This is a genomic window from Sphingobium sp. CCH11-B1 (assembly GCF_001556865.1).
In the GTDB taxonomy this organism is placed as follows: Bacteria; Pseudomonadota; Alphaproteobacteria; order Sphingomonadales; family Sphingomonadaceae; genus Sphingobium.
Map to the genome: position 1 here is coordinate 1 of NZ_LSJY01000160.1, position 14,024 is coordinate 14,024.

At 63.8% G+C, this 14,024-nt stretch carries 13 protein-coding genes; 4 read left to right on the plus strand and 9 right to left on the minus strand.

Features of this window, described 5'->3' with window-relative positions:
• Window positions 1-307 precede the first annotated feature (307 nt).
• Entirely contained in the window at window positions 308-901 is a 594-nt protein-coding gene (locus tag AX724_RS16415) for a recombinase family protein (protein ID WP_013039114.1), read from the minus strand.
• Window positions 902-1,040: 139 nt separating this feature from the next.
• On the opposite strand from AX724_RS16415, the gene AX724_RS16420 reads away from it, so the two are divergent.
• Complete coding sequence (locus AX724_RS16420) at window positions 1,041-3,998, plus strand: Tn3 family transposase (protein ID WP_066768279.1); 2,958 nt, start codon at window positions 1,041-1,043, stop codon at window positions 3,996-3,998.
• Between the two features lie 432 nt (window positions 3,999-4,430).
• On the opposite strand, the gene AX724_RS16425 is transcribed toward AX724_RS16420, so the two are convergent.
• On the minus strand, window positions 4,431-6,533 hold the full coding sequence (locus tag AX724_RS16425) for a TonB-dependent receptor (RefSeq protein ID WP_231736719.1): 2,103 nt from the start codon (window positions 6,531-6,533) through the stop codon (window positions 4,431-4,433).
• A gap of 380 nt (window positions 6,534-6,913) precedes the next feature.
• On the opposite strand from AX724_RS16425, the gene AX724_RS23460 reads away from it, so the two are divergent.
• From AX724_RS23460 to AX724_RS16430, 3 genes are read left to right on the plus strand one after another with little or no spacing between them, the layout of a single operon-like run.
• Window positions 6,914-7,057 (plus strand): hypothetical protein, encoded by a 144-nt coding sequence (locus AX724_RS23460; protein ID WP_156448122.1) that lies wholly within the window; start codon window positions 6,914-6,916, stop codon window positions 7,055-7,057.
• Window positions 7,054-7,230, plus strand: coding sequence for a hypothetical protein (locus AX724_RS23465; RefSeq protein WP_156448123.1), 177 nt, complete (start codon window positions 7,054-7,056; stop codon window positions 7,228-7,230). Before AX724_RS23460 ends, AX724_RS23465 begins: the two co-directional genes overlap by 4 nt.
• Before the next feature lie 2 nt (window positions 7,231-7,232).
• Window positions 7,233-8,201 carry a tyrosine-type recombinase/integrase gene (locus tag AX724_RS16430; RefSeq protein ID WP_066768282.1) on the plus strand — a complete coding sequence of 323 codons (969 nt, stop codon included), beginning with the start codon at window positions 7,233-7,235 and terminating at the stop codon, window positions 8,199-8,201.
• Window positions 8,202-8,403: 202 nt separating this feature from the next.
• Here AX724_RS16430 and AX724_RS16435 read toward each other — a convergent pair whose 3' ends face one another.
• From AX724_RS16435 to pqqA, 7 genes are read right to left on the minus strand one after another with little or no spacing between them, the layout of a single operon-like run.
• On the minus strand, window positions 8,404-9,771 hold the full coding sequence (locus AX724_RS16435; RefSeq protein ID WP_066768284.1) for an MFS transporter: 1,368 nt from the start codon (window positions 9,769-9,771) through the stop codon (window positions 8,404-8,406).
• Entirely contained in the window at window positions 9,768-10,721 is a 954-nt protein-coding gene (pip, locus tag AX724_RS16440; RefSeq protein ID WP_197421608.1) for a prolyl aminopeptidase, read from the minus strand. The genes AX724_RS16435 and pip overlap by 4 nt, the downstream gene beginning before the upstream one ends.
• Window position 10,722: 1 nt before the next feature.
• A complete protein-coding gene (gene pqqE / locus AX724_RS16445; RefSeq protein WP_066768286.1) occupies window positions 10,723-11,823 on the minus strand; it encodes a pyrroloquinoline quinone biosynthesis protein PqqE in 1,101 nt (366 codons plus the stop codon).
• A complete protein-coding gene (gene pqqD, locus AX724_RS16450; protein ID WP_066768288.1) occupies window positions 11,820-12,092 on the minus strand; it encodes a pyrroloquinoline quinone biosynthesis peptide chaperone PqqD in 273 nt (90 codons plus the stop codon). Before pqqD ends, pqqE begins: the two co-directional genes overlap by 4 nt.
• On the minus strand, window positions 12,092-12,841 hold the full coding sequence (pqqC, locus tag AX724_RS16455) for a pyrroloquinoline-quinone synthase PqqC (RefSeq protein ID WP_066768291.1): 750 nt from the start codon (window positions 12,839-12,841) through the stop codon (window positions 12,092-12,094). Before pqqC ends, pqqD begins: the two co-directional genes overlap by 1 nt.
• Window positions 12,838-13,740 (minus strand): pyrroloquinoline quinone biosynthesis protein PqqB, encoded by a 903-nt coding sequence (gene pqqB, locus AX724_RS16460; protein ID WP_066768293.1) that lies wholly within the window; start codon window positions 13,738-13,740, stop codon window positions 12,838-12,840. Before pqqB ends, pqqC begins: the two co-directional genes overlap by 4 nt.
• A gap of 10 nt (window positions 13,741-13,750) precedes the next feature.
• The gene (gene pqqA / locus AX724_RS16465) at window positions 13,751-13,834 is read right to left on the minus strand and encodes a pyrroloquinoline quinone precursor peptide PqqA (protein ID WP_125999890.1); all 84 of its coding nucleotides are present in this window, start codon (window positions 13,832-13,834) and stop codon (window positions 13,751-13,753) included.
• Window positions 13,835-14,024 lie beyond the last annotated feature (190 nt).

Sequence of the window (14,024 nt, forward strand, 5' to 3'; positions counted from 1 at the left end):
GGCTTGAGGCTCGCAGGGGAGCGTTCGTGGTGGACCTGTCGGTGACGAACCTCTTCAATGCGCGGGGCGACACGCTTGCCTTTGGCAATCCCTTTTCGGTGCGCACGGAACGCCAGTACACACCCGCCCGCCCACGCGCCTTCTCGATCTCGGTATCTCGCGATTTTTGAAGGCCGTGCAGGTCCGCTCGTTTTTTGCAAACGGACTGCGGATGTGTTCGGCCGCGGCGTCTTCAGACAATAGACATTATTTCAGAGCGGCCGAGAAAATTGATGGGGTGACTGCACGAAAGTGACTTATCTGCACGCTAAGAGCGAACGGACCGGGAACGCTGGGACTTTGTGTTTTTCTCCGTGGCTTCGAGGGCTTTGTAGAGGGCGGTTTTGCCGATCTTGAGGCGCGCGGCGGCCTCGCGAACTGTGAGGCCGGAAGCGATATGTTCGCGCGCCTTGCGGAGCTTGTCAGGTGTGACCACTGGCCGCCGCCCACCGGGGCGACCTCGCTCGCGAGCGGCCTTGAGGCCTGCATGGGTGCGCTCCCGGATCAGATCGCGCTCAAACTGGGCAAGCGAGCCGAAGATGTTGAACACCAGCATCCCGCCCGAAGTGGTGGTGTCGATGTTCTCGGTGAGCGAGCGGAACCCGATACCTCGCGTCGCTAGCTCGCCGACCTTCTCAATCAGATGGCTCATCGAGCGCCCAAGACGGTCGAGTTTCCAAACCACCAGCGTGTCGCCGCTGCGCAGATAGGCGAGCGCCTCGGCCAGGCCGGGCCGATCGGCTTTTGCACCAGATGCGTGATCGTCGAATATCCGGTCGCACCCGGCCGCGTTCAGCGCGTCGAGCTGGAGTGAGAGCTTCTGGTCTGCCGTCGAGACGCGCGCATAGCCGATCAACGCCACATGCAGCCCAATCCTGTCCGTTTTCCCATCATTATCTGATCTTGTCCGAATCGCCGTTATAGGTCCAGAGTTAACGGACATATTCCTGCTGGCCGCCAGAGGACCGTCTGACGGACACGCAAAGCGAAGGAGATGATGCTTGGCGAGACGGCGACTGGTGAGCCTGGAAATCTGGGCGAGGCATTATGGCGCGCCGCTCGATGAGCGCGAGATCGCGCGTCATTATACGCTGACCAGCGACGACCTGGAAATTGTCGGCCGCCGTCGCGGCGATGCCACCCGGCTCGGCTATGCGATGCTCATGCTATATATGAGATGGCCTGGCCGTGCGCTGGAAGCGGGCGAAGTCCCGCCCGCTCCTGTGCTCGCCTATGTGGCGCAGCAACTCGGCGTCGCGCCGGCAGCCTTCGCGGATTATGCCCATCGGGACCAGACCCGTCGCGAGCATCTCGTCGAAATCCGACGATCGCACGGGTTCAGGATTTTTGACCGCAACGCTTTCCGTGAAGTTGTCGCCTTCTCGGTCCCAATCGCGCAGACCATCATACACCCCGGCCAGATGGCAGACGTCATCGTCGATGAACTCCGGCGCCTGCAGATCCTCCTGCCTTCTCCGTCGATTCTCGAAGCGGTGCTGCGGCGGGCGCGCCAGCAAGCCGAACAGCTTACCTATGAAGTGCTCACGAATGGCCTGCTGCCTGACACCCTTCAGGGCCTGGACGATTTGCTGGCCCGACGACCGGGGCAGGTCGCGACATGGCTATCCTGGATGCGCAATGCGCCACAATCGCCGGCAGCGCGCAACATCCTGCGCCTGATCGAACGGCTCGCCTATATCCGCGCGCTGGGCCTCGATCGCGCCCGTGCCGACATGATCCCGGCTTTGACTTTTGACAGGCTGGCGGACGAAGGCAGCCGCATCACACCCCAGCACCTTGGCGAACTCAATGCCCTGCGCCGCCATGCGACGCTGGCGGCAACCGGCATCCGGCTTGAGGAAAGCCTGACCGACGCCACCCTGACGATGTTCGACAAGCTGTTGGGCAGCATGGCGCGCCGCGCCGAGAACCGGACCCGCGACAAAGCCCTCAAGACGGTGCGCGAGTTGCAAGGCCACCTCCGGACGCTCACGGGGTCTTGCCGCCTCCTCATCGACGCGCGCAGCAAGGGCGTGGATTCTCTGGCGCAGATCGAGGCGCTGGACTGGCAGCACTTCGCCGTGGCCGTCGAGCAGGCCGAAGTGCTCGGGCGACCGGAAACCGTCGATCGCACCGCCGAATTGATCGAGCGGCATCGGACGGTGAAGCTCTTTGTCGGCGCTTTTCTCAACGTCTTCGAGTTTCGCGGCGCCGGCGCGGTTCAGGGGCTCCTGTCAGCGCTGGCCATCATCGCGGAGCTATATCGGACCGGCAAACGGCGCTTGCCTGATCGCGTGCCGCTACGCTTTGTGCCGCCCGCATGGCGCCCGTTCGTCCTGCGGGATGGCATCGTTGATCGTGCCGCTTATGAACTATGCGCCTTGTCGCAACTACGCGAGCGGTTGCGAGCCGGGGATATATGGGTCGCGGGAAGCCGGCAGTTTCGCGATTTCGACAGCTATCTCATACCGCCGGCGACCTTTGCGGCGCTGCGCGAGAAGGGGCCGTTGCCGCTCGCCATCGAAACGGATTTCGAGCGCCATATCGAGGAACGGCGCACCAGGCTCGACACGGCGATCGAGCAGGTAACGGTCCTTGCACGGCAAGGGGAGCTGCCCCAGGTTAAGCTTGACGAAAACGGTCTCATCATCTCGCCGCTGAAGGCGGCAACACCGCCCGCCACCGAGATTGCCCGTCGCGCCGCCTATGATCGACTGCCGCGCGTGAAGATCACCGATCTTCTGCTGGAGGTCGATGCCTGGACCGGGTTCAGCGAATGCTTCATCCATCGTCGTTCGGGCCGGGAAGCCGACGATCGCAATGCGCTGCTCACGGTCATCCTCGCCGATGGCATCAATCTCGGCCTCACACGCATGGCGGAAACCTGCCGGGGCGCAAGTCTGCGTCAGCTCGCCCATCTTCACGACTGGCACATCAGCGAAGCCGCCTATGGCGAAGCGTTGGGAAGGCTGATCGACGCCCATCGCGCCATGCCGCTCGCCGCGCTGTGGGGAGACGGCACCACTTCGTCGAGCGACGGACAGCAATTTCATGCCGGGGGCCGTGGGGCCGCGATCGGCGACATCAACGCGCGCAGCGGCAACGAACCAGGCGTTGCCTTCTACACCCATGTCTCGGATCGATATGACCCCTTCGCAAGTCGGGTGATCGCGGCGACCGCTGGCGAAGCGCCCTATGTGCTGGATGGCTTGCTGTATCACCAGACCGGCCTGACGATCGAGGAGCACTACACCGATACGGGCGGGGCATCGGACCATGTGTTCGGCCTCATGCCCTTCTTCGGCTACCGCTTCGCGCCGCGCCTGCGCGACATCAAGGAGCGTCGTTTACACCTCCTTCCCGGCCAAGAATCCGGCCCCTTGCTTGCCGGCATGACGGCCGAACCGATCGCATTGGGTCATGTCGCGGCGCATTGGGACGAACTGCTGCGGTTCGCCACGTCGATCCGCACCGGCACCGTCACTGCTTCGGCAATGCTGCGCCGCTTGTCCGCCTATCCGCGACAGAACGGACTGGCCCTCGCACTACGCGAGCTGGGCCGCCTCGAACGCTCCATTTTCATGCTCGACTGGCTGCGCGACATCGACCTGCGCCGGCGCACCCAGGCGGGCCTCAACAAAGGCGAAGCCCGCAACGCGCTCGCCCGCGCGCTCTTCTTCAACCAGCTCGGCGAACTGCGCGATCGTCGGTTCGAGAACCAGACCTATCGCGCCTCCGGCCTCAACCTGCTCGTCGCCGCCATCATCTTGTGGAACACTCGCTATCTCGAAATGGCGCTGGCGGACATCGGCACAGCCGACGAAATCGCACGCCACATCGCGCCATTGGGCTGGGAGCATATCTCGCTGACCGGTGACTATAGCTGGAATGTTGAAGATCAACCCGATCTGGACGCCTTGCGACCGCTGCGCGCCGTCAACTCCCTACTTGCCGCGTGACGTTCGCTATCCGTTCGCCCTTTCCGTGCAGATACGTCACTTTCGTGTAGTCACCCCTTGATGATGGGAGCAAGGACGCCTCCCAGCGCACCAAATCATGCGTTGGTAATGTGTCAGTCTGAGCTGGGGGTTGCCGATCGCATCGGAGCAGTGGCGGCGATGATGGTCGTGACTCTATCCGACAAGCCATGCGACCCCTAGCGGAACGCTATTTGCGCGCAATGCCACCCCCGTGTCGGCGTTCGAACCACACGAATTGTCCGCGGCCTGTGACAATGGGCTACGATTTTCGGGACTTAACGAACATGAATATCGGGCCTTTGGGCTTGCGCATCAAACCGAGTACGCTGAACAAGCCGGCCAATCGGCACCTATTAGTGCGTGCTGAACAACTATGGTGAAAGCATCCAGCACCAAAGGAAAAGCCTTTGTCTAAAAGCTCATTCTAACCGTCGCTCGCGCGGTTGTCGGCGCACCGGGCATGATGTTGTTATCGTTGTAGGCGGACGAGAAATAATTGCTGTCGAGGAGGTTCTCGACGTTGATTTGCGCCTCGATGTGGGGGGTGAGCTTGAAGAACGCGGCGGCATCGACGCGGGTGAACGCAGGCAGGACGGCGGCATTGCTGACGGAGGTGAAGCTTTTTGTCTGGTGGTAGACGCCGACCCCGGCTCCCAAGCGAGGGGTGAAGTCGTAGCGGGTCCAGAGCGAAGCCTGCTGCTTGGGCACAAGCGGGACCTCGCGGCCCGCAGGAGCCGCACTCGTGGTCTTGCGGATTTTTGCGTCCTGCAGCGTGTAGCCGGCGCTGATTTGCCATTGGGGTGTGATCGCGCCGCTGAGGCCGAGCTCAAGCCCTTTGCTGCGTTGCGCGCCCGTAAGCACCGTCCGCGTCGCGTCATTGGGATCGGTTGCGCGGGTGTTGGTGCGGTCAAGCTGGTAGACGGCAGCGGTCAGGTTAAGCGTTGGGGAAACATCCCATTTGAGGCCGACTTCGTAATTGTCGAACTTCTCTGGTTCCAGCGCGGCGGTTGTTATGTCGAGCGATGAAAACTGATCGCCCGATTGCGGCAGGAAGGACCGGCTATAGCTGGCGTAGATCGAGACGGGTTGCACCGGCTTCAGCACTACCCCAAGGCGGGGAGACCAGAGGGTGTCGGTCCGGCTATAGCTCCGCCCGGCGACGAGATCATCGATGCTGAGCTTGAAGCGGTCGCGGCGAACGCCGCCGATGACATCGACATGTTCGCCGATCGAGATCTGGTCCTGCACATAGAAGGCCGTGGCGTCGGCATTTGTCCGGATAGACCGGTAGCCGGTGTTGGCGGTGGTGCGCAGCGTGACTGGCGGCACCGTGATTCGGTCAGCCAACGCGACAAAGACGCGCCGCCCTCCATTGACGATATCACCACTTCCGAAAAAGCCATTGATCCGCTGGTTGCGCGTGCGCTGATCGCCATATTCGAAGCCGGCGAGCAGCACGTGGCGGACGGGGCCGGTGGTGACGGTCCAGACGAGATCGTTCTGGTTGAGCAGGTTCTTGCGCGTCGTGGGATCGCTATATGCCTCGAGGCCGACGCTCTGGACGGCGCCGCGCGGGGTGGCCGGGGTTACCGCGAAAGTGTTTCGATAGAGCTTGTCATAATCTCCGTAGAGGACGCGACTGGTTACGGTCAGGTTGTCGCTAAACCGATGCTCGATGCGCCCGCTTAGGACCTTAGCCTCGAAATCGCTGACGTTGAATCCCGGCACACCAAAAAAGGTATCGCGAAAACCGGTAAGGGGGCGTGACGGGCTGGTCAGAGAGCCTTGGGCAGCCGAGGGAACGCCTCGATCGATCGTGCGCTTGTCATTGTTGTATTCGAAGCCCAGGTCGATCCGTGTGGTGCCGCCTAGCGATACGGCAAAGGTCGGATTGATCGCGAGCCGGCGTCCGTCGTAGAAGTCCCGGTTGCTGTTGAACTCCTCATAGACGGCGTTCAGTCGAGCCGAGGCGGACTGGCTGATCGGTTGGTTGATGTCGGTGTCGATATACCATGCGCCATATGTATCCGCCGAACCGCTGCTACTGATGAAGGCGTTGGCACCGGGGCGCTTGGTGACGCGGTTGACGATCCCACCCCCACCACCGCGGCCGAAGATCATTGCGTTGGGACCTTTCAGGACCTCGATCCGCTCTGCGTTGTAGAGGCCGCGGTAATATTGCACGTCGTCACGCAGGCCATCGACAAAGAAGTCTGCGGTGCTGTTGTTGCCGCGCAGAATGATCTGATCGCGGTGACCCTCACCCTGAGATATCACCGCGCCGGGGACATAGCGAAGCACGTCGGCGATCGAGCGCATAGCTTGATCGTCAATCTGCGCCTCGGTGATGATCGATGCCGCCTGTGGAACGTCCTTGAGACTGGTCGGAGTGCGGGTGGCGGTGCTGGTCGCATCGACCTGGTAGCCGTCCCGGACGCCGGTGACGATGATTGTTTGGCGTGCGTCCGTAGCCGGGGGAGCTGGCTGGTCCTGGGCCGTTGCGGGCACGGCCATTAATCCAAGGCCTAACGCGCCGCTTAATGTACTTTTTTTCATTTTACCCCCTTGCGAATCGTTCTCAATCTGTGCGCCGCCCTATGATATATGCAACTGCTTCGCAATAGCCGATGTCTGACTTGAAAGTGCGTGATGAAGGTAATGGTGCGCATCGACCCCCTAAGTTGGAGACGCCCGAACGGTGTGCCGCCAGATCGGTGAGCAAGCCCTGCCGTCGCTCACCAGATTAGGGGGCGAGTTCGGGATCTCGGCGCCTGCGGTGGTCGTTTCGCTAGCGTCGCGCCTCTATATGTGATAATGTCCTTTATCGGATGTATCGGGAGCGCTATGAAGGCCTATGGACCAGGACCCCATAGGCCCTCCAGATCAGCCCGGCCTTGCGTTTGGCCGGTGCGCGCGCGTTGATGCTGGAGGCGCTGGCGCAGCTTCACGCCGCCGGCGCAGTGGCAACCGCCGTCCGCTTGCAGGAGGCGATCGACAGCCTTGAATGGCCGCCGAAGAACGATGGAAGCCCGACATGAGCAGCAACGAGAGCGGCGGGACTCGCGGCAAGAGCAACCTGCCTAAAGAAGAGGCAGCGCGCGCGGCCGCGAAGCAGGGCAATCGCGCATGGATCGAGCGCCTGGTCGATACCAGCCGCCGGCTTGCCACCGAGCCCGAGGTGCTGGCAGCGATCGAGAAGCGCAGCTTCTAGGCGTGAACCAGCTCGCCCTCCAGCCCGCTCCCGCTCCCGCGTTGGCGCTGCCGGCGCTGGTCGCATCGGCCGACAACGCCACGCAACGCCGCTTCCTTGAGTTCTTCGCGGTCACCATCCGCAACGCGCATACGCGGCGCGCCTACGCGCGTGCCGCGAGTGAGTTTTTGGCATGGTGCGATGCGCGCGGAGTCGTGTCGGTCGCCGCGGTGCAGCCGCTCCACGTTGCGGCATGGATCGAGGCGCTGGGGCGCGAGGTGAGCGCGCCCACGGTCAAGCAGCAGCTCGCCGGCGTGCGCCACCTGTTCGATTGGCTGGTGACGGGCCAAGTGGTGCCGACGAACCCGGCAGCGTCGGTGCGCGGGCCGGCGCACAGCGTGCGGCGCGGCAAGACCCCCGTGCTGGCCCCCGACGAGGCGCGGCGGCTGCTCGATGCGATCGACGTGACCACGCCCGCCGGGCTTCGCGATCGGGCGCTGATCGGGCTGATGGTCTATTCGTTCGCGCGGATAGGCGCGGCGCTGGCGATGCGGGTTGAGGACGTGTTCGTGCAGAATCGGCGGCTATGGGTTCGGCTGCACGAGAAGGGCGGCAAGCGGCACGAAATGCCCTGCCACCACAATCTGGAAGAGTATATGACCGCCTACATCGATGGCTGCGATCTACGCGAGGATCGCAAAGGGCCGCTGTTCCGCACGATCGCGCGGGGCACCAGGCGACTAAGCGACACCCCCCTGCCCCAGGCGAGCGCGTTTCAGATGGTGCGACGGCGCGCCGCGGCGGCCGGGATCGAGACGGCGATCGGCAACCATTCGTTCCGCGCGACAGGGATCACCGCCTACCTGAAGAACGGCGGCACGTTGGAGCGCGCCGCGACGATGGCGAACCATGCCTCCACGCGCACCACCCAGCTTTACGATCGCCGTCCCGACGACGTGACGCTGGATGAGGTGGAACGGGTGTTGATCTAGGCGTTGTCGCTGCGCTCTGATTGGAGGAGGCATGATTCGTTCAGAACTCATCCAGAAGCTGATGCAGTGTAATCCTGATCTATCCGCCAAGGATCTCGAGCGGTTGGTGGCGAGCGTAGGCGGCGACGAACGCGACGACGCTCGCGAGCCGCCAGCTTATCGGCCGAAGCCCGCTGATGACGGGGCCGCGCATGCGCGTCTATTAGCGTCCGCGTGCGAAGGCGGCTGCGCAAAGCGCCAGCGCCGCTCCGATCAGCGCCGGAATAGTCCCCTCCCCTGTCATCGACAAGGACACGGCGGCGATCAACGTGCCGCCGGTCTGGCCGGTCAGTCGGCAGAGCGTCAGCATGCCGGCGGCGGCGCCCGCGCGCGTTACCGGGCCGGTGCGCAGCATGACATTGTTGTTGGGCACCTGGAACAGGCCGAAGCCGACACCGCATAATGCCATCGCAGCGCCGACAAGCGGCAGCGGCGGCGTAGACCGCAGCGCGAAGGCGAGGACCAGCAGCCCTGCCGCGAGCAGGCACAGGCCGCCGGCGCTCATGGCCCCGGCCCATGACCTGTCGGCGAACCTTCCGGCAAGAGGCGAGCTGAGTGCGGTAGCGAGTGGCAGGGGCAGGATGAGCAGCCCCACTGTGGCGACGCTCAAGCCCCGCTCGCCTTCGAGCAGGAAGGGCATAGACACCAGCAGACACATTTGCGCCGCGAACGCGCATATCGACGCGGCATAGGCAAGCCGCAGACGTGGGTGGCCGATCAGGTCTAGGGGGATCATCGGTCTGGTGCTTGTCCGTGCCCGGCGCAGCATGGCGCCGCCCGCCACGGCGCTGGCGAGCAGCAGGCCGGCGGTAAGGGGCGACCAGCGGTCGTGGATGACTCGCGAGATCGCCAGGAACAGCGCCCCGAATGCGGTCGCGCTCAGCAGCGCGCTAGCCGTGTCGAATTTGTCGGTCTCAGGCGGACGGTCGGGGGCGAAGCGGGCCGCCAGCGCCAGCGAGAGCAGCCCCACGGGAATATTCACCAGAAAGAGCCAATGCCAGTCGCCGATCGACAGCAGGAAAGCAGCCAGCGCCGGTCCAGCCGCCGCAGTTCCGGCGATGACCACGCCATTATACCCCAGCCCTCGCCCGAGCAGTTCCTTGGGCCAGGTGAGGCGGATCAGCGCGCCATTCACGCCCATGACCGCGGCAGCCCCCAGCCCCTGCGCGAAGCGGAAGAACGCGAGCCATTCGAGGCTGCGTGCGCTTGCGCAAGCGGCCGACATCAGTATGAACAGCGCGAGCCCGCCCATGTATATCTGTCGATAGCCCAATCGTTCGCCGAGCGACGCGGCGCCAAGCAGTGTCATCACGATCGCGATCTGGTAGGTGGTGACGATCCATGTCGTCGTCGTGGGGCCGACCCCGAAATCGCGCCCGATCGTCGGCAGAGCGATATTGGCGGCCGTGCTGTCGATCACCGTCATGGCCATGGCCAGCCACAGGCCTGTCAGCGCCCAATAGCGGCGCGGCGCCGCAAGCCCGTCAGCGGTTGCGGTTGTGGAAGCCCTGACAGCCGCCGCGTCGCTCACGTCTCCGCCAGCCCCGCATAGCGATCCGTTGTCCGGATCAGACGGTCGAGAATGCCCGGTTCGGAGAAGGCGTGCCCGGCACCTTCAATAAGATGGAAGTCCGCTTGGGGCCAAGCCTGGTGCAGTTCCCAGGCAGTGCGTGTCGGGCAGGCCAGGTCATAGCGGCCCTGGACGACGGTGCCGGGAATACCGTGGAGCTTTCCGGCGTCGCGGATGAGCTGGTTGTCCTCAAGCCAGCCATGATGAACGAAATAGTGGTTCTCGATACGCGCGAAGGCGAGCGCGAAATGCGGGTCTTCAAAGCCGCCGGAGGTTTCGGGATCGGGCAACAAGGTCAGGGTGCGGCCTTCCCATAGCGACCAGGCTTTCGCACATTCGAGCCTCACCGCTTCGTCGTCGCCGGTGAGGCGCTTGCGATAGGCGGCGCGCAGGTCGCCGCGCTCCACCTCCGGGATCGGGCGCACGAAATCGACCCATTTCTCGGGATGAATCTCGGATGCGCCGAATTGATAATACCAGTGCAGCTCGGACTCGCGCACGGTGAAGATCCCGCGCAGCACCAGTTCGCTGGTATGCTGGGGATGGGTCTGCGCATAGGCAAGCGCCAGCGCCGAGCCCCAGGAGCCCCCGAAGACCAGCCATTTGTCGACGCCCATCGCTTCGCGCAGCCGTTCCATGTCGGCGACAAGGTGCCACGTCGTGTTCGCCTCTAGGCCCGCATGCGGCGTCGAATTCCCGCAGCCGCGCTGGTCGAAAAGCATCACGTCATAATGGTCGGGGTGGAAAAGCCGCCGGTGGCGGGCCGAGATACCGCCGCCAGGCCCACCGTGGAGAAAAACGGCCGGCTTGGCGCCAGGCGTACCGCTGCGCTCGTAATAGAGGACGTGCCCGTCGCCTACGTCGAGCGTGCCGCTCTCATAGGGTTCGATCTCGGGATAGAAGGTGCGCAGCTCAGTTATGGGCTGCTTGTTGCAGCCTGCGCGGCACGAGGTCCAGCCCGGCGTGGCCGCCCGCCGCTGCGATTGCCTCACCCATCAGATGATGATGCGGCGAGCGATGGCAGGCCGGATCAGTCAGCGCGGCATCGCCGGCGATCGCGAGCGCCTGGCAACGGCAGCCGCCCCAATCGATCTCGCGCCGATCGCAGCTCCTGCACACCTCCGGCATCCATTCAGTGCCTCGGAACCGGGCGAAGGCATCTGAAGCCGTCCAGATCTCGGCGAGGCTAGAATCGCGAACCGAGGGGAAGGTGAAGCCGGGCAGCGTTTCGGCGGCATGGCAAGGGAGGGCTTTGCCGGAGGGGGAAATGTTGATGAAGCGGTTGCCCCAGCCTCCCATGCAGGCTTTGGGCCGGGCCGCATAATAATCGGGCACCACATAGTCGATCACGATCCGGCCCCGGAGCCGCTCGCGTGACGCGTCCACCACGGTGTTCACGAAATCGAGTTGGTCGCGGCTCGGCAGGAGCGCGTTCCGGTTGAGCAGCGCCCAACCATAATATTGCGTGTGGGCGATCTCCATCCGCTCGGCGCCTAAAGCCTCGCCGAGCGCGATCATGTCCTCGACGCGTTCGATGTTTTGGCGGTGGATCACGAAATTAGTGGTGAGCGGCAGGCCCGCCTCGCGAATGCGCCGCGCCGCCTCCAGCTTCTTCGCATGCCCGCCGCGATAGCCGCCGATCCTGTCGCCGCCCTGGTGGCTCGAATCCTGAAAGCTGAGCTGGATATGATCGATGCCGGCGTCGAGCAGCACCGCCATCACCTCGTCGGTCAGCAGGACGCCCGACGTGATGATGTTAGTATAGAGCCCTGCCCGGTTGGCATGAGCCACAAGCTGCGGCAGGTCGCGCCGTGCCATGGGCTCGCCGCCCGAGAAATGCACTTGCAAGATACCGATGGCGGCGGCTTCGTCGAGCACGCGCAGCCATTCCGCCGTTGCTAGCTCGGATTTTGGCGCATCCATCTGCAGCGGGTTGGAGCAATAGGCGCATTGCAGGGGGCAGCGGTGGGTCAGCTCCGCGATCAGCCCCATCGGCGGCGGCGGCACGTTCATAGCTCTACGGCGCCTCGTGTCGAGAGATCCTCAAGAGCCGCGATGACATCGGTCGCGATCACGTCGCGCGGCGCATCGAAGCTCGCGGCGAGATCCTCCACGATCGCATCAATGGTTCGTGCGCCACCGACCAGCTTTAGGATCTCGACCGCGATCTCGTCGGGCATGAACAGCTTCTCGGGCGCGAGAAGCACCCAGGCATTGCGCACGGAATCGAAGCGGAACTTGACGCCGCGCCGGAAGGCGGGAGCCGATGATCCATCCGCCATCAGCTCTCCCCCGGAACAAAGGCGCCAGGCGGAATCATGCCTGGCGAGACATAGGCGAGATAGAGGCCGTCGAGCTGGCACCACAGGACGTCGCATTTGAAGCGCAGCGCGGCGAGCACCGCCTGCTGCTTCTCGATCGTATTGGCATGCTGCTTGACATAGGTCAGCGCCCACTTGCTGTCCTGCGGCGCTTGCGTGAGGCGCGGGGTAAAATAGGCGAGCGTCTCTTCGGTGATCCAGTCGTAGTTGGTGAGCATGCCGGAGACTCGCTCGGCGATGATGGTCGGCGAGAACAGCTCGGTCAGCGAGGACGCGATGGCTTCGAGCAGCGTCCTGTCGCGAACGAAGTGCACATAGGCATCCACGGCGAAGCGCGTCTCGGGCAGGATTTGGGCGGCGCTCTCGACCAGGGCGCGGTCGAGTCCCACCCCTTCGGCCAGCTTCAGCCAACGTTCGATGCCGCCGGGCTTGTCGCCATCGCCGTCATGATCCTCGATCCGCCGGCGCCATTCGCGGCGCATCTCGGCGGTGGGCAGGCGCGCCATCAGCGTCGCGTCCTTCGCCGGGATGCTAGCTTGGTAATAATAGCGGTTGAGCGCCCATGCCTGGACCTGCGCCGGGTCGAGCTTGCCGTCATGGAGCAGGCGGTGGAAGGGATGGTGGATATGGTATCGCTCGCCGCCGATCTGGCGCATCACGGCCTCCAACTCATCGGCGCTCAGCAATCGGGGGGCGGCCGTTTCCGTCATAGCATGAATTCCATGCCGTCTTCCCCGATGGTCCATCCGGCGGTTTCCGCTTCCGCCCGCTCCGGGCTGTCGGCGAGAAGAACGGGGTTGCTGTTGTTCATGTGAATGATGACCTTGCGCCTCACCGGAACGGTGCGGAAGGCCTCGATCGTGCCTTGCGGTCCCGAGAGGCTCATATGTCCCATGCGCTGGCCTGTCTTGCCACCGAAGCCGGCGGCCACCATCTCATCATCGCGCCAGAGCGTGCCGTCGAAGAAGACGATATCGACGCCGACGAGTTGGGCGCGCAGATCCTCGGGCATGGCCGCGCAACCCGGAATGAAGAGCATGCGCTTGTCGCCCTCGACGATTTCTAGCCCCACGGTCGTATCATCGACGACGATGGGCGGCGGTTCGCTGCCGCTTTCGAGATAGAGTGGCACTTTCCCTGGCACGGCGAAGAAGCGCGCGGTCAATCCTGGCTCCAGCGTGAAAGGCACGCCGAGTTGCTCGACGCTGCGCGTCACGACATCGCGCGCGAGCACCTCGAAGATCGGATTGGCGTCGAGCACGTCATGAATCCGGTGCGAAGCGTGGAGCGTGAAGGGCTGGCGCTCGCGTAGGGTCAGAAGCCCCGCGACTACATCCACATCGCCGCCGGTAAGCACGACGCCCGCGATCGGCGTATGCCGAAGGCCATCGCGCGGGTGCAGCGCCGGCGTGTCGTTGATCTGCTGGCGCAGATCGGGCGATGCGTTGAGCACGAACCAGCGCTCCCCGTCACGGCTAACCGCGACGCTGGTCTGGGTTCGCGATTTCGCTAGGGGGTCGCCGCTGCGGGCGCGCCGGCACCCACCGGCATTGGAATTCCACTGGGGGAAGCCACCGCCGGCGGCTGCCCCCAGCATAATGATCTTCATGGAGTGATGCTTAGGCGCTCAGTTCGGCGCAGGCATAGCAGTTGATCTCCGCGCCGAGCGCGATTTCACGGATTTCGGGTTTCTTCCAAGCCATATCCATCTCCTGACTCTTGTGATGAGCGGAACCAAGGTATACTAGCATTTGCGATCATGCAAGAACTTAGCGGTCCGCCGGGGCCGCTGATGGCTGCCCCGCAGCGGCTCTGTTGCAAAAATCGTGAAGCTTGAGCATGCTTGGCGGAGATTGGACGGACGGAACGATGACGGATTTCAAGTGGCGCCAT

Excerpts from the sequence above, each read along its gene's own strand:
- AX724_RS16425 (WP_231736719.1), bottom strand. The coding sequence starts at position 6,533 with ATGGCCGTGCCCGCAACGGCCCAGGACCAGCCAGCTCCCCCGGCTACG.
- AX724_RS23465 (WP_156448123.1), top strand. The coding sequence starts at position 7,054 with ATGAGCAGCAACGAGAGCGGCGGGACTCGCGGCAAGAGCAACCTGCCT.
- pqqE (WP_066768286.1), bottom strand. The coding sequence starts at position 11,823 with ATGAACGTGCCGCCGCCGCCGATGGGGCTGATCGCGGAGCTGACCCAC.
- pqqD (WP_066768288.1), bottom strand. The coding sequence starts at position 12,092 with ATGGCGGATGGATCATCGGCTCCCGCCTTCCGGCGCGGCGTCAAGTTC.
- pqqC (WP_066768291.1), bottom strand. The coding sequence starts at position 12,841 with ATGACGGAAACGGCCGCCCCCCGATTGCTGAGCGCCGATGAGTTGGAG.
- pqqB (WP_066768293.1), bottom strand. The coding sequence starts at position 13,740 with ATGAAGATCATTATGCTGGGGGCAGCCGCCGGCGGTGGCTTCCCCCAG.
- pqqA (WP_125999890.1), bottom strand. The coding sequence starts at position 13,834 with ATGGCTTGGAAGAAACCCGAAATCCGTGAAATCGCGCTCGGCGCGGAG.